The organism is Rossellomorea vietnamensis, assembly GCF_008180415.1.
In the GTDB taxonomy this organism is placed as follows: Bacteria; Bacillota; Bacilli; order Bacillales; family Bacillaceae_B; genus Rossellomorea; species Rossellomorea vietnamensis_C.
Genome location: NZ_VTEI01000011.1, coordinates 2,501 through 25,780, shown reverse-complemented (window position 1 = coordinate 25,780; position 23,280 = coordinate 2,501). Strand labels below are relative to the sequence as shown.

Annotated in this window: 23 protein-coding genes and 8 tRNA genes; 28 read left to right on the top strand and 3 right to left on the bottom strand. The window is 43.3% G+C overall.

From position 1 onward, the window contains the following. Positions 1–33: 33 nt before the first annotated feature. On the bottom strand, positions 34–693 hold the full coding sequence (locus FZC78_RS17395) for an HAD family hydrolase (protein WP_148941375.1): 660 nt from the start codon (positions 691–693) through the stop codon (positions 34–36). A 265-nt stretch (positions 694–958) separates the two neighbouring features. On the opposite strand from FZC78_RS17395, the gene FZC78_RS17390 reads away from it, so the two are divergent. The 5 genes from FZC78_RS17390 (at position 959) to FZC78_RS17370 (ending at position 6,812) form a co-directional block, all read left to right on the top strand. Continuing rightward, positions 959–1,645: an alpha/beta hydrolase gene (locus FZC78_RS17390; RefSeq protein ID WP_148941431.1), complete on the top strand. Its 687-nt coding sequence runs from the start codon at positions 959–961 to the stop codon at positions 1,643–1,645. Between the two features lie 462 nt (positions 1,646–2,107). Then, positions 2,108–3,571, top strand: a complete 1,464-nt coding sequence (locus FZC78_RS17385; RefSeq protein ID WP_148941374.1) for a DEAD/DEAH box helicase — start codon at positions 2,108–2,110, stop codon at positions 3,569–3,571. 270 nt (positions 3,572–3,841) lie between these two features. Then, entirely contained in the window at positions 3,842–4,807 is a 966-nt protein-coding gene (gene uvsE / locus FZC78_RS17380) for a UV DNA damage repair endonuclease UvsE (RefSeq protein WP_148941373.1), read from the top strand. 69 nt (positions 4,808–4,876) lie between these two features. After that, complete coding sequence (locus FZC78_RS17375; RefSeq protein ID WP_148941372.1) at positions 4,877–5,356, top strand: PH domain-containing protein; 480 nt, start codon at positions 4,877–4,879, stop codon at positions 5,354–5,356. Next, positions 5,346–6,812, top strand: coding sequence for a PH domain-containing protein (locus tag FZC78_RS17370; RefSeq protein WP_353733580.1), 1,467 nt, complete (start codon positions 5,346–5,348; stop codon positions 6,810–6,812). The genes FZC78_RS17375 and FZC78_RS17370 overlap by 11 nt, the downstream gene beginning before the upstream one ends. 705 nt (positions 6,813–7,517) lie before the next feature. Here FZC78_RS17370 and FZC78_RS17365 read toward each other — a convergent pair. Continuing rightward, on the bottom strand, positions 7,518–8,120 hold the full coding sequence (locus FZC78_RS17365) for a rhomboid family intramembrane serine protease (protein WP_148941371.1): 603 nt from the start codon (positions 8,118–8,120) through the stop codon (positions 7,518–7,520). A gap of 171 nt (positions 8,121–8,291) precedes the next feature. Here FZC78_RS17365 and acpS point away from each other — a divergent pair, with 171 nt between their 5' ends. The 14 genes from acpS (at position 8,292) to FZC78_RS17295 (ending at position 21,313) form a co-directional block, all read left to right on the top strand. Next, a complete protein-coding gene (gene acpS / locus FZC78_RS17360; protein WP_148941370.1) occupies positions 8,292–8,645 on the top strand; it encodes a holo-ACP synthase in 354 nt (117 codons plus the stop codon). Positions 8,646–9,328: 683 nt separating this feature from the next. Continuing rightward, the gene (locus FZC78_RS17355) at positions 9,329–10,345 is read left to right on the top strand and encodes a LolA family protein (RefSeq protein WP_148941369.1); all 1,017 of its coding nucleotides are present in this window, start codon (positions 9,329–9,331) and stop codon (positions 10,343–10,345) included. A gap of 661 nt (positions 10,346–11,006) precedes the next feature. Then, complete coding sequence (alr, locus tag FZC78_RS17350) at positions 11,007–12,191, top strand: alanine racemase (RefSeq protein WP_148941429.1); 1,185 nt, start codon at positions 11,007–11,009, stop codon at positions 12,189–12,191. Positions 12,192–12,487: 296 nt separating this feature from the next. Continuing rightward, complete coding sequence (locus FZC78_RS17345) at positions 12,488–12,769, top strand: CopG family ribbon-helix-helix protein (RefSeq protein WP_148941368.1); 282 nt, start codon at positions 12,488–12,490, stop codon at positions 12,767–12,769. A gap of 4 nt (positions 12,770–12,773) precedes the next feature. Then, positions 12,774–13,124 carry a type II toxin-antitoxin system endoribonuclease NdoA gene (gene ndoA / locus FZC78_RS17340; RefSeq protein WP_006838214.1) on the top strand — a complete coding sequence of 117 codons (351 nt, stop codon included), beginning with the start codon at positions 12,774–12,776 and terminating at the stop codon, positions 13,122–13,124. Positions 13,125–13,951: 827 nt separating this feature from the next. Then, complete coding sequence (locus tag FZC78_RS17335; protein WP_148941367.1) at positions 13,952–14,782, top strand: RsbT co-antagonist protein RsbRA; 831 nt, start codon at positions 13,952–13,954, stop codon at positions 14,780–14,782. Further along, the gene (locus FZC78_RS17330; protein ID WP_006838632.1) at positions 14,779–15,135 is read left to right on the top strand and encodes an STAS domain-containing protein; all 357 of its coding nucleotides are present in this window, start codon (positions 14,779–14,781) and stop codon (positions 15,133–15,135) included. Before FZC78_RS17335 ends, FZC78_RS17330 begins: the two co-directional genes overlap by 4 nt. Positions 15,136–15,138: 3 nt before the next feature. After that, a complete protein-coding gene (locus FZC78_RS17325) occupies positions 15,139–15,540 on the top strand; it encodes an anti-sigma regulatory factor (protein ID WP_148941366.1) in 402 nt (133 codons plus the stop codon). A 10-nt stretch (positions 15,541–15,550) separates the two neighbouring features. Continuing rightward, complete coding sequence (locus FZC78_RS17320; protein ID WP_148941365.1) at positions 15,551–16,561, top strand: PP2C family protein-serine/threonine phosphatase; 1,011 nt, start codon at positions 15,551–15,553, stop codon at positions 16,559–16,561. Positions 16,562–16,631: 70 nt separating this feature from the next. Beyond that, on the top strand, positions 16,632–16,964 hold the full coding sequence (locus FZC78_RS17315) for an anti-sigma factor antagonist (protein ID WP_148941364.1): 333 nt from the start codon (positions 16,632–16,634) through the stop codon (positions 16,962–16,964). Next, a complete protein-coding gene (rsbW, locus tag FZC78_RS17310; protein WP_286365386.1) occupies positions 16,964–17,431 on the top strand; it encodes an anti-sigma B factor RsbW in 468 nt (155 codons plus the stop codon). The genes FZC78_RS17315 and rsbW overlap by 1 nt, the downstream gene beginning before the upstream one ends. After that, positions 17,409–18,206: an RNA polymerase sigma factor SigB gene (sigB, locus tag FZC78_RS17305; RefSeq protein WP_148941362.1), complete on the top strand. Its 798-nt coding sequence runs from the start codon at positions 17,409–17,411 to the stop codon at positions 18,204–18,206. The genes rsbW and sigB overlap by 23 nt, the downstream gene beginning before the upstream one ends. Then, entirely contained in the window at positions 18,203–18,799 is a 597-nt protein-coding gene (locus tag FZC78_RS17300) for a PP2C family serine/threonine-protein phosphatase (protein ID WP_148941361.1), read from the top strand. Before sigB ends, FZC78_RS17300 begins: the two co-directional genes overlap by 4 nt. A gap of 345 nt (positions 18,800–19,144) precedes the next feature. Then, on the top strand, positions 19,145–21,313 hold the full coding sequence (locus FZC78_RS17295) for a Tex family protein (protein ID WP_148941360.1): 2,169 nt from the start codon (positions 19,145–19,147) through the stop codon (positions 21,311–21,313). A gap of 98 nt (positions 21,314–21,411) precedes the next feature. On the opposite strand, the gene cmpA is transcribed toward FZC78_RS17295, so the two are convergent. Next, a complete protein-coding gene (gene cmpA, locus FZC78_RS17290; protein ID WP_006838640.1) occupies positions 21,412–21,525 on the bottom strand; it encodes a cortex morphogenetic protein CmpA in 114 nt (37 codons plus the stop codon). 195 nt (positions 21,526–21,720) lie between these two features. Between cmpA and FZC78_RS17285 the strand changes: the two genes are divergently transcribed. From FZC78_RS17285 to FZC78_RS17245, 9 genes are all read left to right on the top strand, one after another. Next, positions 21,721–22,185, top strand: coding sequence for a SprT family protein (locus tag FZC78_RS17285; RefSeq protein ID WP_148941359.1), 465 nt, complete (start codon positions 21,721–21,723; stop codon positions 22,183–22,185). An 80-nt stretch (positions 22,186–22,265) separates the two neighbouring features. Beyond that, positions 22,266–22,340: transfer RNA gene (locus FZC78_RS17280), tRNA-Asn, on the top strand. A 12-nt stretch (positions 22,341–22,352) separates the two neighbouring features. Continuing rightward, positions 22,353–22,443, top strand: a tRNA-Ser gene (locus FZC78_RS17275). An 8-nt stretch (positions 22,444–22,451) separates the two neighbouring features. Further along, positions 22,452–22,526 (top strand) — tRNA-Glu (locus FZC78_RS17270). Positions 22,527–22,687: 161 nt separating this feature from the next. Then, positions 22,688–22,764 (top strand) — tRNA-Asp (locus FZC78_RS17265). Positions 22,765–22,849: 85 nt separating this feature from the next. Next, positions 22,850–22,924 (top strand) — tRNA-Gln (locus FZC78_RS17260). Between the two features lie 4 nt (positions 22,925–22,928). Further along, positions 22,929–23,004 (top strand) — tRNA-Lys (locus FZC78_RS17255). Between the two features lie 36 nt (positions 23,005–23,040). Beyond that, positions 23,041–23,122: transfer RNA gene (locus tag FZC78_RS17250), tRNA-Leu, on the top strand. 72 nt (positions 23,123–23,194) lie between these two features. Then, positions 23,195–23,280, top strand: a tRNA-Leu gene (locus FZC78_RS17245).

Genomic DNA, 23,280 nt, shown 5'->3' with positions numbered 1-23,280 from the left:
AGGCATCTCTCCCAGAATAAAAATTTAGAGGGTTTATGTAGTTAAAAAATATCCCTTCAGTTCACCTAAGGACGATATCTTCAAATCAGCTTCGTGTTCACCTGCCAAAATTTCATCCTCCGTGAGCCAGGCGGCTTTCATGCCGGCTTTGCGTGCAGCAAGAATATCGTTCTCATAATGGTCACCTATATAGAGGCATTCTGAAGGGGCAGTTCCAAGCGCCTTGGCAGCTTTTTTAAAAATGGCAGGGTCCGGCTTTTTGATGCCGGCTTCTTCAGAAATGATGATCGTGTCGAAGTAGGAACGGATTTCGAGGGAGTCGATTGTTTTATTTTGAATGTCTGTCATACCATTGGTGACCATTCCAATTTTATATCCCTTTGTTTTTAAAAAATCCAGGAGAGCAGAAGCTTCATCTATTTCCTGGCAGTGCAGGTGAAAGCTCGTGACATATTCATGAAGCAGTTCTTCAGGTGTCAAAGGCAGACTGAACTCTTGTGCAAGCATGGTGTAGACCTTATCTTTCCAGACATATCCCTTGCACTCCAGTTCAATGAACCGGTCAATATAAGTGTAAGGAATGGCAGAGTGGTGAAGTTCGTTTAAATATCGATGCTGCGCTTTCAGGAATTGCAGCACCGAAGCGTCACGGTCGTGAAGTGTCCTGTCGAGATCAAACAAAATAGCGTTCATGGAGAAGCCTCCTAAAAGAAGAGTTAAGAACCGGCAGCTGCTTAAATGAGATTAGCCCGATAGTTCAATTTGTGCCCATATTTTGACTTAGAGTCTCGCAATCTTCGGAAGACAATTATATATGAACAAAGAAACTCGCCGCCTGTTTCTGAAGCTTTGGTTTCCTTTACTTGAAGCCCGGGGCTCTCACCGAAGGTTTCGACACCTGGAGCGGAAAAATAATTTAAGCAGCTATAAATATAATACCTTGAAAACGGTGATAATGATGAATGGATGTTTAATTATACATGGTTTTACAGGTGGACCTTACGAAGTAGACCCTATTGCACAATATCTGGAACATCATACAGAATGGAAGATTGCTGTCCCGACGCTTCCTGGTCACGGCGAAACCCTCGACCTGAGAGGCAAGAAGGCGGACGAATGGATTGACCATGCTGAAAAAGAATTGCAGTTCTTGTTAGAGGAATGTGATGAAGTGTATGTGATCGGTTTTTCGATGGGCGGTTTGATTGCAAGCTATCTGACTGTCAAATATCCCGTCAGCAAGCTGGTCCTCCTCAGCGCGGCTGCATACTATGTCAACCCGAAACAACTTCTGGCAGACATCAAGGATATGATTCAGGACGTTCTTCGGGGAGAGCTGACCAACAATGAGCTGTATGTAAGATATAAGAAAAAAATTAAAGATACACCTATATCGGCAACCTACCAATTCAGGAAAGTAGTGCTCATGGCGAAGCCCCTTCTGAAGGAAATTGAGGTTCCGGTTTTCATTGCGCAAGGAAAAAAAGACGGCATCGTCCCTCCGAAAAGTGCAGATTTCTTGTATGAAGAAATTACATATAAAGAAAAAGAAAGATATTTTTCGGATGAAGCAAAGCACCTGATCTGCCACAGCGACGACAGTGAAGAGTTGTTTGAAAAGGTGAAAATATTCCTTGCCAAGTAAAGTGAATAGCAAGATAATTTTACTTTAATTGAAATTCTTTTCTATTAGTGGTAACATATCCATAACATTGTTCACATTTTTTTGTGCAAACTCTTCTTTAAGAAGAGTAATTTTTTTTGTAGGGTAGTAATTGTCCCAAATACTTTGCCGATAAGGATAACACGGCTTTCACATTAAATATATTCTCGGTAAGATCCATGTCCCTGATTGCAAGGGAGCTTAGACTATAGCCGGGTTCTCTTTAGGAAAATGTAGACCATGTCAATATAATATATACATCAATAACCAAGGCTTTTTTCGTGAGCTTTGTTGCTATTAGAGTGGAAATATTTCTTTGTATCATTCGCTCCCCTTCAGGATCTTTAGGGAATAGAGCAGATGTCTGCAGGAATCCGGAATATTCCGGGTTCGAAGTGCAACAAATAATGCGAAAACTGTCCTAAACAAAAGGAGAATGAGAAATTGACAAAGTTTTCAGATTTAAACTTAAGTTCTAGTACATTAAAGGCCGTCAACCGCATGGGCTTTGAAGAAGCTACACCAATCCAATCAGGTGCGATTCCATTAGCGCTTGAAGGCAAGGATGTCATCGGCCAGGCTCAGACAGGTACTGGTAAAACAACTGCTTTCGGTATTCCGATGGTAGAAAAGATCGATGTTAAAAATCCGAACATCCAAGGACTTATCATTGCCCCTACTCGTGAATTGGCTATCCAGGTTTCAGAGGAATTATACAAAATCGGCCAAGACAAAAGAATTAACGTTTTAGCTGTATACGGCGGACAGGATATCCAGCGCCAAATCCGTGCGATGAAAAAGAACCCTCATATCATCGTCGGTACACCAGGTCGTATGCTTGACCATATCAACCGCAGAACATTGAAGCTTGGAAGCGTAAGCACACTTGTGTTGGATGAAGCAGATGAAATGCTTAACATGGGATTCATCGAAGATATCGAATCAATCTTGAAGAATGTACCGGATAACCGCCAAACGCTATTGTTCTCAGCTACAATGCCTGGCCCAATCCGTAAAATTGCGAACAACTTCATGACTGATCCTGAAACTGTAAGTGTAAAATCGAAAGAAATGACTGTGCCGCACATCGAGCAGTACTTCGTGAAAGCTCATGAGAAAGAAAAGTTCGACGTGCTTTCCCGTCTGCTTGATGTTCAATCACCTGAGCTTGCAATCATCTTCGGACGCACAAAGCGCCGTGTTGATGAACTGGCTCGTGCATTGACACTAAGAGGCTACTCTGCAGAAGGTATTCATGGTGATCTTAGCCAGGCGAAGCGTATGACAGTTCTTCGCCAGTTCAAAGAAGGCCGCATCGATGTTCTTGTAGCTACAGATGTTGCCGCTCGTGGATTGGATATCTCAGGCGTAACTCACGTATACAACTTCGATATTCCTCAAGATCCTGAAAGTTACGTTCACCGTATTGGACGTACAGGACGTGCAGGTAAAGAAGGAATGGCACTGACGTTTGTAACACCAAGAGAAATGGGTTACCTGCGCATTGTTGAGAAAACAACGAAAAAGAGCATGACGGAAATGAAGCCGCCTAGCTCCAACGAAGCATTAGAAGGTCAGCAGCGCCTTGCGATGGAAAAGCTGGTCGAAACAGTGAAATCCAATGAATTGCAAAACTACCGCGGTATGGCAAAAGAACTTCTTGAAGACCATGACAGCGTAGAAATCGTAGCAGCAGCTCTTCGTCTTATGACTAAAGAGCCGGATGACACTCCAGTCCAAATCTCGGAAGAAAGACCTCTTCCGAACAAAGGCGGACGCGGCGGTGGGAACCGTGACTACAAAAAAGGATCTTCTTCACGCGGAGGCAAAGGTGGAGGAAGACAAGGTTACTCTTCTTCCAGAGGCCGTTCTAAAAACCCTCGCCGTAAGCAGCAGAGAGAATCTTAATATCGATAATGAAACCATTTCCTTCGGGAGATGGTTTTTTTATTATGTAAAGATGTCGAAATTTGTTGTTTGGCCGATAAACAGTCCTTTTCCGCCGATAAAAGCTGCCATGCCGCCGATAAATCTCTAGGTTTGCCGATAAAGGTTCGCAAAGTGCCGATAAATGCCAGGTTACCGCCGATAAACCCATTTTAAGTATTTTGCAGCGCCAAGACCCTGATAGAAATCACTTCGTTGGCAGATACTATTCCCAAAAAGGCGGGTGCAGAAATGACAATAGTTCGACTTGGATATGTAGCGATGAGTGTGCACCTCGAGAATGCATCACCATCCCAGACGATGACGTATAAACAGTTTTCTCAGTTGAAGGATCGGGAGGCGGGCTTGCGAAAGCTCGAGCGGATAGCGGTGAGTAATCTGCAAAACTGCCTGAGACTCCTTAAGCATAATCTGGCTCACGATATAAAATTTTTTCGGTTCAGCTCCAAGCTCATTCCTCTTGCCAACCATCCCGAACTGAAGGATTGGAAATTCATGAGGGCGCTGAAAGAACCATTAGGTGAATTGGGGGATTTTATTAAGGACCATCCCCAGCGGGTCGGGTTTCACCCTGATCACTTTGTCCTCCTCAACACAAATAATAAGGATACTTTGAAAAACACACTGCAAACATTGAAGATACATGAAGCATTGCTGAGAGGGATGGATATTGACTCTAAGCACCGCTGCGTCCTTCATGTCGGAGGGGCATACGAGGATAAAGAACAGGCGCTTGAACAGTTCATCCATAATTGGGGATTGACACCCGTTCCGCTTCAAGAAATGGTCATCCTGGAGAATGATGATACCGTCTTCACACTTCACGATACTTTATATTTATGTGAAAAGCTTGGCATTCCTATGGTTTTTGATTATCATCACCATCTTGCCCATCAAGAAAAAGGCTGGGAAGAAGATTGGGGGAGGGTGGCCGGTACTTGGGAAAACTCGCCGCTCCCTGTAAAAATGCATATCTCGAGCCCCCGTTCTGAAAAGGAGTTCAGGGCACATGCGGAATATATCGATCCTGTCATGTTCATGGATTTTATAAATGGGATTAAAGGTTCTGTCAGTGAAATTGACTGCATGATTGAAGCAAAAAAGAAGGATGATGCCCTGTTCAGACTGGTAGAGGATCTAAAGAACCAGGAAGGACTCCGCTGGATTGATGGAGCCTCTTTTGAAATATTATCGTGAATTGAAACTTAAAAGCCTCTGCAATCGTATACAATGGAGATAGGGAAGAAATCGATTGGAGGAAGAACGATGGTTAGTGAACCAAACACTAGAATTTCAGAAAAGGCACTCCCTGTATGGCGGTGGTCTGGTCTTCTGCACTCAGCTGCCGTCATCATCCTGGCGATAGCTTCGGTTGTATTGGCATTCATTTTTGAATGGAAGCTTTGGATACCGGCAGCGGCCGTTGGGGCTGCTATTGTATATACATATTTCTTTGCATTTTTGCTGCCGGTCATTCGTTGGAAGAGATGGCGCTATGAAGTGAGGGAGCGGGAAATTGAGCTTCAAAGGGGAGTCTTTTTTGTAAAAAGAACCCTAGTCCCTATGGTAAGGGTTCAGCATGTTGATACTGTGCAGGGTCCTCTGCTAAGGAAGTATGGCCTGGCGAGCATAACTATCTCAACTGCCGCCACAACCCACGAGATACCGGCACTGGATATGTACGAGGCAGATGATCTCCGGAATTCCATTTCTTCATTGGCAAGGGTGGCTGAAGATGATGTCTGAGAAGAAGAAGCTTCATCCGATTTCGGCGGTCGCGAACTTTCTTAAACAGCTTAAAGAACTTATTATTCCGTTTGTATTCCTTGTTTTTATCAACAGAGGAGAAAGTGCGGACGGCATTTGGGGCTGGCTTCCGTTCATCATCGGGGCGGCCATCCTGGTCGTTCTGCTCATCGCAGGCATTATCAAGTGGCTCCGTTTTGCCTACTGGCTCGAAGACGGAGAGCTCAGGATTGAATATGGATTGTTCGTTAAGAAAAAGAGATATATTCCATTTGAAAGAATCCAAAGTCTGAATCTGACAGAAGGAATCCTGCAAAGGCCGTTCGGGCTTGTGAAGGTAAAAGTTGAAACAGCCGGATCTACTGATATGAAGCAGGCTGAAGCTGAGCTGACTGCAATCAGCAAAGCGGAGGCTGGAGAGCTGCAGAGAATTATAAATGAAGCGAAAACTGCGAAAAGAAACAAAGCGGCAGAAGAAGAAAATGAGGTTGTCCAGGAATCTGGAGAAGTGATTTTTAAGATGACATTCAGAGATTTGCTGCTGATGGGGACTACATCCGGAGGAGCCGGGGTCGTCATATCCGGTGTGCTTATCTTTCTATCTCAATTTGATGAACTTATTCCATTTGAGAGAGTTTTTAATGAGGTGGAACAGTTTGTCCGCAGCGGCGTGCTGCTAGTAACGTTTGTTGTGATTGCCGGACTTCTTATAGCGTGGGTTGCAGCAATTATCGGGACTCTGATTGTGTATGCTGATTTCACTGTAAAAAAACAAGGAGATGACCTCATCATCACAAGGGGCTTATTGGAGAAAAAGCAAATGACTGTACCGCTCAATAGAATCCAGGGTGTCAGGATGGAAGAGAATATCCTGAGGCAGCCACTGGGCTTTGCAACAGTAAAAATAGAGAGCGCCGGCGGATCGATTTTGGAAAAGGAAAGCAGCACTATTCAAATTCTGCCCATGGTAAAAAAGCGGAGGGTAGCGGAAATCATGAAAGATGTCCTCCCTGAATACAACTTTACCGTCGACTTAATGCCGGTTCCAAAAAGATCATTGAAAAGATATTTATTCAGGGAAAGTTTGCTCGTGTCAGCAGCTGTCATCGGGCTGTCCATCGCCTTTTGGCCGCTCGGTCTCTGGTCCTTGCTGCTATACCTTCCATTTTGGCTGTTTGGCTATTCCAAATACAGAAGTGCGGGCTGGAGCATCAATGACACCCAGCTCACCTTAAGGCACCGTTTTATTGAAAAGAATACGCTATTCATGAAAAAATACCGTATTCAATCTTTAGAAACCACCCAAAATATTTTTCAGGGAAAAAAAGAACTGGCAAATATCAAGGCCATCGTAAAATCAGGCGAGGCCGGTGCAGCCGGGAAGGTCATTGACCTTGATGATGAAAGCGTGAGGAGCATCTATCAATGGTATTATCCGGAGAAGCAGAGTCTTTAAGAAAGCTGCAGGTTAAGGCTGAACCCAGACGCCGAGCTGTGATCTGCCTTTTGGCTTAGCTTGTTAAATAAAAACGGCATCCACTTTGGAAGATTCCAGTGGATGCCGTTTCTTTTATAATATGCCGTGCTGTTGAATGATCATGATAACAGCATCAAATTCCTTTTTGTGAGATTTCATGATGTATAAAGGGATTTTTAACAGCACCAAATTCCCTTTTATGAGATTTAATGTTGTATTACCGGATTTTTAACATCATCAACTTGTGATTTATTAAATTTGATGATGTATAACCGGGCTTTTAACAGCATCAAATTCCTTTTTTGTGAGATTTGATGTTGTATAAAGGGAATTTTAACAGCATTAAATTACTTTTTATGAGATTTAATGTTGTATAACCGGATTTTTAACATCATCAACTTGTGATTTATTAGATTTAATGATGTATAACCGGGCTTTCAACAGCATCAAATTCCTTTTTATGAGATTTGATGTTGTATTACCGGATTCTTAACATCATCAACTTTCTTTAGGAGGCTCACCGCCCGCCTGGAGCGGAAATACATTTCGTTTAATGCAGCCACACTCTTTGCGAAAACAGCCTTTTATAAAGTCTTATGCAGTATAATCCGGTTTTTAACAGCATCAAATGTCTTCTTGTAAGATATCATGGTGTAAACACGGATTCGATGAGCTTCCTGCAGCCTAATACCGATTTTTGACCAAAAAAGGAAGCAGCAGCCATGAGATGATGATCCCTGCAAGCAGGCCGAATAGATGTGCGGTAATATTGATGTTCGACTGAAAGAATGTCATGACCAGACCGATGACGACAATTGGAATGATAACTTGTTTATTTTGCTGTGAAATAAGGTGCTTATGAAACAGGGTCATTCCGACGTAAATGCCGAACAAACCGAATATCGCTCCCGAAGCGCCAACATGATTATAGGTGAGCGGCTTTAAAAAATAGGTCGCGGCATTGGCGATGATGCCGCAGCTGAGATAAACTAGGGTGAACTTTGCTTTTCCCAGCATCCTTTCCAGTGGAGGAGCGAAAAGGATAAGTGAAAAAGAGTTGAATAAAAGGTGGGCAAAGCCTAAATGAACAAAAATGGGGGTGATCAGCCTCCACCATTCTCCGTTGAATATTAACAGGTTGATTCCGGCGAGATGTTCATACACCCAAATCTCGGGAAGAAATGGGATCAGGGTCACACTGAATAATAGCAGGTGAATGAGTACGATAAGAGATACTATTGGATAAAGACGGATGAATTGAGAAAAACTTTCTGTCCGGATAAACATACATTGCCTCCTTTAATAAGGTTATGTTCAGATGGGCATCTTTCCATACATGATTACCATTCTACATGGTGGGGCGGTAAGTGTGTAGTCTGATGTGCAGTAAGGATTCAAGAGGGAAACTTGTACTAATAATATGTTCGTTAAGATAAAAATAGAATGCGGGGGATTTAGATGATCAGCGGAATCGGCCTGGATATTGTGGAAATTAATAGAATTGCAAGGCTTGTGGAAAGGCAGCCAAAATTCATAAAAAGGATTTTAACGGCGGCGGAGATCGACCATTACACTTCCTTATCTGGAGAGCGGCAGAATGAGTTTCTCGCCGGCAGGTTTGCCGCTAAAGAAGCATTCGCCAAAGCACGCGGTACAGGTATCGGATCAGACCTTTCCTTTACGGATATTGAAGTGAGAAAAGACTCACGGGGCAAGCCGTATATTGCACTTCCTGTTGAGAAAGGTGTGCATCTTTCTATCACGCACAGCAGGGACTTTGCTGCTGCGCAAGTTATTATTGAAAAGGTTTGAAAATCACATTTCGAAATGGGATGGCCTCATTTGGCTATGGGGGTTCCGGTAGAGACCGCGTGGGAGTGCCCTGTATCTTGTGGTGGTGAAGGGCATGGTTTAGAGACCATGTGGGGAGTGCGCTGTGTCCCGTGCTTGTCTCAAGGGGGCGCTTTAGAGACCGCTTCGGAGTGTGTTGTGCCCTGAACAGGTTTCAAGGATCGGTTTAGAGTCCACGTCCAAGTGCGCAATGCTTTCAACTGGTCTCAAGGGTCATTATAGAGACCCCTTCAGTCTGCGCAAACCAAGCACTTCTTTCATCAACAGGATTAAAGAATCTCTCTAGCCCTCTAATTAAAATTCTATTGAGTATTCAGCCTTCTTAAGCCATCTGTCCACGGAAACCACCACCTCTTTTAGCCACCCCTCTTACCGAATAACTTCCTATGTAAAGTAACAAAATAAACCAACTTCTGCTCTCATTTAATTTTCCTAGCTTGTCATCTTTCCTAGCATAAACGCCAAGGTTGTCTCATATATTCATAGTGCAATAGGAGAGACAAGGCCAGCCGGCAACAGGATTGCTGTTCCTAGAAGGAATTTGGACGGCGGATGGTGAGCGGCTTGAATGGGAACAGTTCATTCTTGCTGTCTGGTTTTCCCCTCTCTCAAATACGTTAACTGAGATAAAAGGGGTTGAAAGGATGAAAAAGAAGTTAGTGGTTTTGGTTGCAGCGTTGTTGGCGATAGTAATGCTTGCAGCTTGCGGAGCTAAGTCACAAGAAGATGTTCTGAAGGATTTGACTGCCAAAGCGGAAGATATGAAGGGATATAAAGCGAAAGCCAAGATGACTCTTCAAGTCGGCGACGAGCCGCAAACCTATGAGGTGGATATTTGGCATAATGATCCTAATTATTACCGCGTGAATTTATCTAATCCTGCAAAAGAACAAAGCCAGATGATTTTGCGCAATGATGAAGGTGTTTTCGTATTGACACCTGCGTTGAACAAAAGCTTCCGGTTTGAAAGCGACTGGCCGAACAACAGCAGCCAGGCTTATCTTTTTGAATCATTAGTGAAGGATATTGAAAAAGACAAAGAAGCCAAGTTCACTGAAACGAAGAGCCATTATGTATTTGAAACAGCTACAAGGTATCAAAACAGCCAGATGCTTCCTGTCCAGGAAATCAGCTTTAACAAGAAGGATTTGACTCCGGCATCTGTAAAAGTGATGGATGCAGACCGCAATGCGCTTGTGACAGTTGAGTTTTCTGAGATGGACACAAAAGCGGCGTTTGATAAAAACGACTTTGATATGAAGAAAAATATGACTGGAGCTCAGCTGGAGATGCCTGTAACGGCCAGCGTGGGAGACAGTGAATTCACCGTCAACTACCCGCTTGCAGCTGCTGAAAAAGGGGCAGAGCTTGTTGAGGAAAAAGAAGTGAAGACGGAGGATGGAAAACGTGTAGTCCTCACCTATGATGGTGAAAAATCATTTACTCTGGTACAAGAGAAATCAACTGTCGTTCCGGCTGTGACGGTTTCCACGACGGTAAACGGTGAGATCCAGGATCTTGGGTTTACGGTTGCTGCCATGACAGACCGCTCTATTACCTGGACATATGATGGCGTTGATTATATGCTCGCTTCCAATGATTTGACTCCAGAAGAAATGACGGAAATCGCCCGTTCTGTTCAAGGGTCAATGGTGAAATAAATTTTTCGAGGAGCTGCTCTAATAGGGCGGCTCCTATTTTATGATGAGTGTGAGCGGTGTACTCTCAGCCTCTTTCCGTCGTCTTGATGTTTATTTAATAACAATTTCAAAAAACATCGTCATTATTCACCTAAATTACCCTTTAAGGCATGATTGGTTAAAGAAAATCGTTGTATCCAAATCGGCAATCTAAGATCTGCCTTTTTTAAAAGGCTCTTTGCGTAAACTTTGTTGCTGTTCGATACTAATTCCAAAAAAACTAATCATATTTCACCTTAATGACCTGGTAATCATGAAAAGAAAAGAGGTGCTTTTCCCGATTAGAGAGAAATCCCAACCAGCAATCTATTCGAAAACAGCTTTTTAAAACGGATTCAGGAATGATAATTAATATTCTGTATCTGTTCATCATGAGGCTGTTTCTTCTGGAAATTGAATTCTTTTTAGGCTGCCGTTAGATAAATCAGTTTGGTATTTGATATAATTTTTAATCATAATGTTTTTTAACAATCTTTTTCCGGCAAGCGCCAGGGTTTCAAAGATTGAGAAACTGGCGGTTTTCGGAGGCGGAAGGGAAAGTAGGCTTTGGCAGCCGTGTCGCCTAAATAAAATGATACCGGAATGCCTGCAGTTTTTTTCACAGGAAGAGGAAGTGAATTCAGTGATAGCTCAAACCCGTTTTTTCAGAGATACTTGGGTGGAAATTGATTTAGATAATTTATATAAAAATGTTCAGAATATCAAACGGCATCTGCCGAAGGATGTTACCATGTTTGCGGTGGTTAAAGCCAATGCCTACGGACACGGAGATGTCCAGACTGCCCGGACTGCATTGAAAGCAGGAGCTGGCGGACTTGCTGTGGCGTTTTTGGATGAAGCCATCTCGCTTCGGGAACACGGGATTGATGCCCCGATTCTGGTGCTTGGGGCCACAAGGGCGGAGGATGCATTCCTTGCATTGACGCATAAGATTTCGCTGACCGTTTTTGATTATGAGTGGCTTCAATCCGCAAAAGAGTACCTGATGAATGAAGAAGGAGTGCTGAACCTCCACATTAAGTGTGATACCGGGATGGGGCGCATCGGGGTGCGGACTTCGGAAGAACTCCAGGAAATTGAAAAGTTTATCCGTCAGGGAGATAAATTCCAGCTTGAAGGGATATTCACCCATTTCGCTACGGCTGATGAGTTGGACAGGCAGTACTTTGACAGGCAGTTGAACTCTTTTAAAAAAATGATCTCATGTCTGTCTGAACAACCCCGTTACATCCACAGTTCAAATAGCGCGGCAACGCTTTCTCATCCTGAATCTCATTTTAATGCTGTCAGAGCCGGGATAGCCATGTATGGGCTTTCGCCGTCGGAGGAAATGAAAAGCTATCTGCCATTTTCATTGGAACAAGTCTTCTCCTTGCACTCCAGGGTTGTCCAGGTAAAAGAATTGCAAGCCGGTGAAAAGATCAGCTATGGCGCTACTTATGAAACAGTAAAAAATGAATGGATCGGAACCCTGCCGATAGGCTATGCAGACGGCTGGTTAAGGAGGCTTCAAGGGCAGGAGGTGCTGGTAGACGGGATACGTGTCCCGATTGTAGGGCGTATCTGCATGGATCAGTGCATGGTCAGTCTTCCTGCTGAACTTAAGCCCGGAACAAAGGTGACCCTGATCGGAAGGCAAGGGGACGATTTTATATCAATGGATGAAGTCGCCGGAAAGTTGGATACCATTAATTACGAAGTGCCTTGCGTGATTTCCAATCGTGTACCAAGGATTTATATCAAAGACGGCGCCCCTGTTGAGGTATCCAACCAGCTCCTGTCCACAAGCGGGTTTTATAAAAATTAACTCTTCGGAACTGTCCGGCCGCCTTTATTGCAAAGGTTGACCGCGGGCTTCCACAAGTTCTCGGGGACTAGAGGATATCAACCGCTTTCAGCTGCACCTGCAAGCAGGGCAGCTCATGAATCAATTTCAATCTCATAAGATTTCGGCAGATCAGGTAAAAGATGCATAATTCTCCAAGGGATAGGCCGATAATAGAGAAGGATTTTATTTATGTCTTTTATCTTGAGGCAATTGATGGTATGATAGTCATGGTAGTAAAACGAAACGGTTTATAGTGATTGGTGGAGGTGTGGTTTGTGTCGGATTCCAGCACAACAACAGAAATCTTAATTCGCTTACCGCAACAGCTCGTTACAGAATTAGACGGCTTTGCAGAACAAGAAAATGTTAATCGCAATGAGTATATCTATCGTGCGACTAAAATGTATCTACGTGAACGTAAGAAGCGCCAAATCCGTGAAACAATGAGACGCGGATATATGGAAATGGCAAAGATTAACCTTGCCATTGCTTCTGAAGCCATCCAAGCAGAATATGAGGCAGAGCATACAGTCGAACGTTTAGTGAGTGGAGGCTAAGCCTTTGATTGTCAAGCGTGGTGACGTCTATTTTGCGGACCTTTCCCCAGTAGTCGGATCCGAGCAAGGAGGCGTTCGGCCTGTTCTTGTTATACAGAACGATATCGGCAATCGGTTCAGTCCCACTGTGATTGTGGCTGCCATCACAGCCCAAATCCAAAAAGCAAAACTGCCTACTCATGTTGAGATTGATGCAAAGCGATACGGCTTTGAAAGAGATTCCGTTATCTTGCTCGAACAGATACGAACGATCGACAAACAGCGTTTAACGGATAAGATTACGCATTTAGATGATGAAATGATGGAAAAAGTGGATGATGCCCTGCAGATCAGTGTGGGCCTCATACAGTTTTGACAAAAGAACGCTCTTCCAGGAAGGGTGTTCTTTTTTGTTGTGCAGGAAAGTGCCTTTCTTAACGGCTATTTTCACAAAGATTGAGGCTGTTTTAAAAGATGGGATTTCCACTCAAGGCGCGCGATGAGCCTTACCGGCTTTGCTTGTATAAAAAGTGGAAGCGCTGAAACTAGATTGGGGGGGTCAACTGCCCGCTAATCCCGCAGGAGATCGCACACCTTCCGTTCCGATCCTTCTATGAATAATAGGGAGGAGGGGGGCATTCAAAAGCTCCAATCTTTTAGAAAGGCTCTTTTCGTAAACTTTGTTGTTATCTGATGCTAATTCCGAAAAACTAACCATGTTAAGAGATGTTAAACTGTAACGATGAAAAGAAAATAGCTGCTCTCCCTCGATAAAAGATAAAACTCTTAGTATCCGGGGGGGAATCCGGCCTCTTGGGATTTGTCCGAAAGCAACAATATATGCGAAAACAGCCTTTAGAAAAGCCTTCTTAATTCATCATTACTGACAGATTAAGTGAGCTGAGGGAGCCATTCTATTGTTCTTTCAGGTTATGTTTATGGCTGGAGTGTGTGCATTGTCTGTTACAAAGTGGACAATATATGACAAATACTATAAAAAAATTTATAATATAAAAGAGATTAGGGGTAAAACATACAATTTGGCAAGTGGAGATTCTGTTTCTTGATATAATGTTCGGGCAGGACAGGGTAGTTCCGGTCGCGGGTATGCCTTCATATATTTTTACTATCTTTAAATCGAGGTTACAACTGGTGCCTCTGACAGGGAACGGAAAATTTTTATGATAAAATGGGGAGGACTAGATGTTTAACGATTTAATTGGAACAATCAAAGATAATAAATCGGAGTTTGTCACCAAATGGATAGAGATGATGAAGGATGAATCAGATGATATTGTGACTGAGGTCGTGTCGGACCAGATTTTTGTAAAGACAAGCCATGAGTTCGTCGACTTGGTCGTCTCAAACCTTGAAGATTCTGATGAATATACTTCAAGGCTTGTGAATTTTTCCGAAAAAATTGTAGGGCTGGGATGGCCGTTAACTTTTGTCACTTCAGGCTTAAGAATGTTCGAACGCATCGTTTATGATTATTTAAGTGAAGATGGGACAATCAACAATGGAAATCATGTGGAAGCTGTAAAGTTCTTTGATAAGTGGCTTTCCCCCATGTACAAAGAAATCGTCAATGCTTATGCTAAGACGTGGGAAAAAACGGTTTCCCTGCAGAAAATAGCTCTACAGGAACTTTCTGCACCGCTGATTCCTGTTTTTGAAAAGATTTCCGTCATGCCGCTTGTCGGCACCATCGACACGGAGCGTGCAAGGCTGATCATGGAGAACCTGCTTACGGGCGTGGTGAAGCACCGCGCGGAAGTCGTACTGATAGATATTACTGGAGTGCCGGTGGTGGATACAATGGTGGCCCACCATATCATCCAGGCTTCTGAAGCTGTCAGGCTTGTGGGTGCTCAGTGCATGCTTGTTGGCATCAGGCCGGAGATTGCGCAGACGATTGTGAATCTGGGCATTGACTTGAATCAATTCAGCACTAACAGCACATTAAGGAAGGGCATTGAAAAAGCCTTGGAAATGACGAATAGAAAAATTGTTTCAACGGAGGGAACAGTGTGAGAATACCAATATTAAAACTGCATGATTGTCTTTTAATATCTATCCAATGGGAACTAGATGACCAAACAGCGCTTCAATTTCAAGAAGACCTGCTGCATAAAATACACGAAACGAGTGCCAGGGGAGTAGTTATTGACATCACTTCCATCGATTTCATCGACTCCTTCATTGCCAAGGTTCTGGGTGATGTCATCAATATGTCAAGGCTGATGGGAGCAAAAGTTGTCATCACTGGAATACAGCCGGCAGTTGCAATCACTTTGATTGAACTTGGCATACATTTAGATGATGTCCTGACAGCGTTGGACCTAGAAAAAGGTTTGGAGAAATTACAACAGGAATTGGGGGACTAGTGAATGGAAATCCAATCCTGCGTTAAAATTACAAATGAGTGGGATATCGTTGCGGCCAGGCAGCTTGGCAGGAATGTAGCGAAGGATTTGGGATTTGGCACTGTCGACCAAGCCCGGATTACCACTGCTATCTCTGAACTGGCTAGGAATATATATCTTTATGCCGGACAGGGGCAAATATGTATAGAGAAATTAAGCGAGAATGGTAAGAACGGGGTTCGTATAATCGCTGTGGACGAAGGGCCTGGAATCAAGGATATCCGCAAAGTGATGGAAGACGGCTTTTCAACTTCTGGTGGCCTTGGAGCCGGACTGCCGGGTGTGAAGCGATTGATGGATGAATTCAACGTGGAGTCAACCCCGGGAGAAGGTACCGATATAAGAGCTACAAAATGGCTCCGCTAGGGGGAGTGACATGGATTTTAGAGAATTGATGGATGTAAAGTATAAAGAAATTATTGAAAACTATTTAAAAGCACAGGATGAACAGGCGTTGTATCTGGGGCAGAAGTTCAGCCGCAAGTCGATTGAACATAACATATCCCCGGAAGAAATTATCAGTCTCCATAAAAGTATCATGCTTGATATGGAGCCGGGTCTGTCCGAGAGTGTGCTTGATTCTTTTGATATTTTACTAGAGGTTATGATAGGTTACGGGTTTGCCTATCGTGAACACCAGAGCCTCCGCTCGAAACAGCAGGAGCTGAACAATGAAATCGAGATTGCTTCCAACATGCAGCAGACCCTGCTAGGCACTACCGTCCCTGAAATAGAGTCATTAGATGTCGGGGCGCTGAGTGTGCCTGCCAAAAGAATGAATGGTGATTACTATCACTTTGTCCAGGATGACAATGACTATATAAGCGTGGCGATTGCAGATGTTATTGGGAAGGGAATTCCTGCGGCATTGTGTATGTCCATGATAAAATATGCCATGGACAGCCTTCCGGAACACAGGCATTATCCAAGTGCTGTCTTGGAAAGCCTGAATAGAGTAGTGGAAATGAATGTGGATCCAAGCATGTTTATCACGATGTTCTATGGTATGTATGATCCTTACAAGCATGTATTCAACTATTCTTCTGCCGGACATGAACCCGGCTTTTTCTTTAATTCCCAAACAAATGAATTTGAAGACCTCGATGCAAAGGGGCTCCTTCTGGGAGTGGACAAGAGAGCCAAGTACCGCCAGTATGAGAGGCCGGTGAATGTCGGCGACCTCATCATCCTGCTTTCCGATGGTGTAACGGAATGCCGGACGGAGGAAGGATTCATTGAAAGAGAAGACCTTGTTGGATATATCGAGAAATATATCCATCTCCCTGCACAGGATATTGTCACCAGTGTCTATAAAGAGCTGGAAAGACTGCAGCATTTCCAGCTGCGTGACGACTTCACTCTCATCATTCTAAAAAGAATTTGTTGATAAATGTTTAAGATCCCCTCAATAGGGTAAACGAATATAGCAATGGATTTGTTCAGAAGAGGTGAAATTGATGAATTTGACGATAGATTTAAATGAAAATGATAAAGTGATCGACGTAAAGGTGAATGGGGAGATCGATGCATATACAGCCCCAAAACTTAAAGATGCACTGAATTCTTCTGCGGAAGAAAAGAATGTGGTCATGAACGTTGATCTTTCCGAGGTTTCCTATATGGACAGTACAGGCTTAGGGGTTTTTGTTGGATTATTCAAAACCATAAATGCAAACGGTGGTCAACTTTACCTAACCGGTTTATCAGAACGCTTAAGACGCCTGTTTGATATTACAGGACTTGGAGATATTATGAATATTAATTCCGAGGTAAAAGGTGGCGTAGAATAATGCAAGATTTTGACTACATCGAGATGAAGATCCCTGCTAAACCAGAATACGTGGGTGTGATCCGGTTAACATTATCCGGAATTGCCAGCAGAATGGGGTTTACCTATGATGCGATTGAAGACTTGAAGATCGCTACAAGCGAAGCAATCACCAATGCGGTACAGCATGCCTATAAGGATGAAACCGGAGAAGTCATTGTCGGATTTGCTTTATATGAAGAGCGGCTTGAAGTTATGGTGGCGGATAATGGTGAAAGCTTCGATTTCAAAAAGACCCGTGAAGAAGTTGGTCCTTACGATGCAGAAAACTCTGTTGAATTCCTAAGAGAAGGCGGGCTGGGGCTATACCTTATTGAAAGTCTGATGGATGAGGTGAAAGTCCACCATCAAGAAGGGGTAACAGTCTTTATGACTAAGTTCCTAGAAGGAGAGCAGGTGGAGACGGATGCCGAAACTATCTCAACCTAACCAGCAAACAAAAGAGAAAGTTAAACAGTGGATAAAAGCATATCAAGAAGAGAACGATGATGAAGCACAGAGTAACTTAGTCCTTCATTATGAAAACCTTGTTATTTCCATAGCCCGTAAATATTCAAAAGGGAAATCCTTTCACGAGGATATCGTTCAAGTAGGTATGATTGGCTTGTTAGGTGCCATCCGCCGTTATGATGATTCTTTTGGAAAGACCTTTGAAGCATTTGCCATCCCTACAATTGTGGGTGAAATCAAGCGGTTCCTTCGTGATAAGACTTGGAGTGTGCATGTGCCAAGGCGTATCAAGGAATTAGGCCCTAAAATCAAGTCAACTGTAGAAGAACTGACCAACACATTGGAGAGGTCTCCAAAAGTTGAAGAGATTGCGGATTATCTTGAAGTGACAGAAGAGGAAGTCCTAGAGGCGATGGAGATGGGCAAAAGTTATCAGGCATTGTCTGTTGACCATTCAATCGAGGCAGACTCAGAAGGAAGTACCGTCACGCTGCTTGATATTGTCGGCAGCATAGATGACGGCTACGAAAGAATTAACCAGAAGCTGGTTCTTGAAAAAGTCCTTCATGTTTTATCAGAGAGAGAAAGGCTTATTATTCAATATACTTACTTGGATAACCTCAGCCAAAAAGACGCAGGAGAAAAATTGGGAATTTCGCAGATGCATGTATCCAGACTCCAAAGGCGTGCTATTAAGAAGTTGAAAGAAGCTATTGACGCAGAAATGAGAAATTCGGAGAGTTATTCTGAATGACCCATTTAATCGAAGATCAAATTGAGGTTTATGCCAAGCAAGTTTCAAAGGGGCAGAATCCATATTGCGGTGACAGCTTCTTTTTTACATCCACTGACGACTACTTTATCTGCATACTGGCAGATGGCTTGGGAAGCGGGAAGTTTGCATATGAATCTTCACATGCGGTAGTAGAATTGGTGGAAAGGCATCACCAAGAAGATGTCTCCACTTTGATGAACTACTGCAATGAAGAATTGATGCATAAAAGAGGCGCAGCTGTGGCAATCATGAAAGTCTACTATGACAGTAATGAGTTTGAATATAGCTGTGTAGGCAATATACGTTTCTATCTTTACTCCTCGCTCGGGAAAATGACATATCCCTTGCCAGTAACAGGCTATCTTTCAGGCAGACCCCAAAAGTATCGAACGCAAAGATTCACTTATGAACCCCAATCTAAATTCTTACTGCATTCTGATGGATTAAATATCACGAATATTAAATCTTTACTTCAGACAAGCAATTCTTTAAGGAAAATCAATGATGAAATCAGCTTGCATCTGGCCGAGCCAATAGATGATACAACTTTTATAGTAGGGAGCTTACTCTGATGAGTAGGCTTTTTCTTTTTGTTTAAGATTCGTTAGTTAGACCTTATTCTCTTGAATAAGCAGGAAAGAAAAATGAGAATCGCCTGTTCAAAGACACTCTCCTTGTAACAAGGGAGGATATCCCTCAGTGGTAATTTATACATAAAAATAACCCCCCTTTAAAATGAATCTCAACCATATCTGCGAAGAGGGGCTGCAGACATTGTTACGTTATGATTTTCTATGACTCAAAAAGCAGCAGAACTGATCAATGTCAAGAAGGAATGCATCGTACTCAAGCCGTATATATACGAAAGGCTATGGTAAACTTGATAAGTATAGAAATAAACTGGAGGTAATGCAGTAGTGTCATTATTAAAAGAAAAGCCAAATCTTATAGAAAACATTTCTAAAGACCTTTCAATCAATATAAAACAGATTAAGAGTGTAATTTCTCTTCTTGATGAAGGAAATACAGTTCCGTTCATTGCCCGGTACCGTAAAGAGCAGACGGGTGCACTAGATGAAGTTCAAATCCGAGCGGTCATGGATGCATGGAATTATGTACAGAACCTGCAAAGCCGTAAAGAAGAAGTACTCCGCTTAATAGAAGAACAAGGGAAGCTCACTACGGAGCTGAAAATCGATATAGAAAAAGCGGATAAGCTTCAGAAAGTGGAGGATTTATACCGCCCGTACAAACAAAAACGCCGAACGAAAGCTACCGTGGCGAAAGAGAAAGGTCTCGAGCCGCTGGCCGAGTGGATGTTATCTTTCCCTGTGAACGGAAGCTGCTTGGAAAGTGAAGCGGAAAAGTATGTATCTGTTGAAAATGAAATAAACTCTGCTGAAGACGCCATTGCAGGTGCACAGGACATCATTGCAGAAATGGTCTCGGATAATGCTAAGTTCAGGGAGTCGATTCGAAATGACACTTTCAAAACAGGTACTCTTGTCACTTCGGTGAAGAAAGATGCTGAGGACGAAAAAAATGTTTTTGAAATGTACTATGACTACAGTGAACCGGTAAATAAAATTGTCCCCCATCGTGTCCTTGCCATAAACAGAGGAGAAAAGGAAGGGATTCTTAGAGTATCGATTGAACCTAATGCAGAAAGGATACACAATTTCCTAGTCAAAAATATCATCAAGAAGGAATCAATAGCTTCTCAATCGATTGAACAAGCCATCGAGGACAGCTATAAACGATTGATTCAGCCTTCGATTGAAAGAGAAATCAGAAATAATTTAACTGAGACAGCTGAAGACCGAGCCATACATATCTTCACGGAGAACTTAAGAAACCTCCTGCTTCAGCCGCCTCTAAAAGGAAAAAGGGTGCTTGGAGTTGACCCGGCATACCGGACCGGCTGTAAACTGGCAGTAGTAGACCAGACAGGAAAAAAGCTTGATATTAGTGTCATCTACCCTCACCCACCAAAAGCGAAAAAGGAAGCAGCAGTGGAGGTCTTCAAAAAGACTTTGCAGACACATAACATTGAAATTGTCGCAATTGGAAATGGGACTGCTTCGAGGGAAACGGAGCAGTTTGTAGTAGATATTCTTAAAGATGTCGATATGGACATCTCTTATCTCATCGTGAATGAGGCTGGAGCTAGTGTGTATTCTGCTTCTGACATTGCCCGAGAAGAGTTTCCTGATCTGCAAGTAGAGGAGAGAAGTGCAGTTTCCATTGCCAGAAGGCTGCAGGATCCGCTGGCTGAACTGGTGAAAATTGACCCGAAATCAGTTGGGGTGGGCCAATATCAGCATGACGTTTCGCAGAAGAAACTAAACGAATCCCTCACTTTTGTAGTGGAAACGGTTGTTAACCGAGTTGGGGTGAACGTCAATACCGCTTCTTCCTCTCTGTTGCAGTATGTGGCTGGTTTATCTAAAACAGTTGCTAATAATATTGTTAAGCAAAGAGAAGAGGAAGGAAGAATTAATTCAAGGAAACAATTAAAGAAAATCCCGAGGCTTGGAGCGAAGACGTATGAGCAATGTATCGGGTTCCTTAGGATCATGGATGGAGAAGAAGCTCTTGACCAGACGCCAATCCACCCTGAAAATTATGAAGAAGTGAGGAAGCTGCTGCGTAAACTGGACCTGGATGGAAGTGCTCTTGGAACAGAAGAATTGAGAAAGAGAATGGAAGGGCTTAACTTGGAAGAGTTATCAGAAGAGCTTGGCATTGGTAAGCTGACACTGAAAGATATCGTCGACGCTTTGGTAAGGCCGGGCCGAGATCCAAGGGACGAGCTGTCCGCGCCTCTGCTTAAGAAGGATGTATTGAAACTAGAAGATCTTCAGCCTGGCATGGAACTGCAAGGAACGGTACGAAACGTAGTAGATTTTGGAGCGTTCGTGGATATTGGAGTCAAACAGGATGGGCTTGTTCACATATCCAAACTGCGTAAAGGATTTGTCAAACACCCGCTCGATGTCGTGTCAGTAGGAGATGTCGTTACGGTTTGGGTAGAAAGTGCTGACGTGAAAAAAGGAAGAGTAGCGTTGTCCATGGTAAAGGAATAGAGAAACTGGACCATACAGGCCATGTTATTAGTGTTGATGAAACATTGCTTCTTGGCCAGTTCACTCTGCCCGTTCCAAGGGTTTATTAAACACTGCAGTTAACTGCAGTGTTTTTTTCTATAGAAATACCAGCATTGATTGAGAAGTTTGATCTGATAGCGATCTTTTTCAAAATAAGCCTTGCGCATTTGGCTGACAAGCCAGTTAGGCATAATCAAACCTCCTTATTTTAAAAAATTGAAAAGAATATACAGTCATCGATTGGGCCAACAATTTGAATTTATCCATCATTCTGTTATGAGGCTGAATGGGACAACTGCTATGGATACCTTTCAGGTACAGTAAAAGTTCATTTCTCTAATCTATGCTATAATAGTTTGTCATGTTCACCAAAGGAGTTGAGATAAGTGGAAAACAGTGAACTGCAAAAGCTGGTTGAAGATATATCGAATGCAAGCTTCGGGAAACGGTTCAGGCATCAAGCCTTTTTTAATAGAAGGCTGCGCACTACTGGCGGCCGTTATATGCTTAGATCACATAACATTGAGATTAACATCAAGTATTTAGCCGAGCATGGAATGACAGAACTGACAGGCATTATCAAGCATGAGCTATGTCATTACCATTTGCATATAGAGGGAAAAGGATACAAACACCGGGATAAGGATTTCAGAGATTTAATGAAGGAAGTTGGTGCCCCAAGGCATTGCAATCCATTGGAATCACAAATACAGAAGAAGCGAAAAACACTTCATTACAGGTGTACAGGCTGTGATCTCATTTACCGGAGAAGACGAAGGATTAATGTAGACCGTTATGTCTGCGGAAAGTGCAGAGGAACATTGAAGCTTGAAAAAACAAGTTCTGAATAACTTGTGAAATTCCGTTGACAACCTATGTGGATGTAGTTATAATAATAAAAGTCGGACAACGACTTAATAGTTTTTCTTGTTCCGCAGTAGCTCAGTGGTAGAGCTATCGGCTGTTAACCGATCGGTCGCAGGTTCGAGTCCTGCCTGCGGAGCCATTTTTATTTTATGGGGAAGTACTCAAGTGGCTGAAGAGGCGCCCCTGCTAAGGGTGTAGGTCGTGTAAGCGGCGCGAGGGTTCAAATCCCTCCTTCTCCGCCATATAAAATGGCCCGTTGGTCAAGCGGTTAAGACACCGCCCTTTCACGGCGGTAACACGGGTTCGAATCCCGTACGGGTCACCAAGTTCTTTTGCGAAGCGGAGTGCTGAACTCCATTTCCGAAGTGAACTGGACTTTATCAAGAAGCAAAAATTCTGCTCCTTACATTAAGGAGAGATAATTTGATAAGCAGTATCTGTCCCTTGCATTAAGGAAGGATATTTTGCTTGTCAGCCAAAATCCTTGGTCCGGTAGTTCAGTTGGTTAGAATGCCTGCCTGTCACGCAGGAGGTCGCGGGTTCGAGTCCCGTCCGGACCGCCATTAATATTTTTCGAGAAAGTTCTTGACAACATTCGAGAAAACATGTTATATTATAAACCTCGCGCTTGCGGGATTTAGAAAATGATGGGCTATAGCCAAGCGGTAAGGCATCGCACTTTGACTGCGACATGCGTTGGTTCGAATCCAGCTAGCCCAGCCATTTAGAGCCATTAGCTCAGTTGGTAGAGCATCTGACTTTTAATCAGAGGGTCGAAGGTTCGAATCCTTCATGGCTCACCATTTTGTTTTGATTGATACAAAACAAACTATAATCATGCGGGTGTGGCGGAATTGGCAGACGCACCAGACTTAGGATCTGGCGCCGCAAGGCGTGGGGGTTCAAGTCCCTTCACCCGCACTTTCATTTTTTTAAAAATAATGATTGACATCTATCGCTTTAAATTATATAATTGGTTTTGTCGCTTTTTACGCGGTCGTGGCGGAATGGCAGACGCGCTAGGTTGAGGGCCTAGTGGGGGCAACCCCGTGGAGGTTCGACTCCTCTCGGCCGCACCA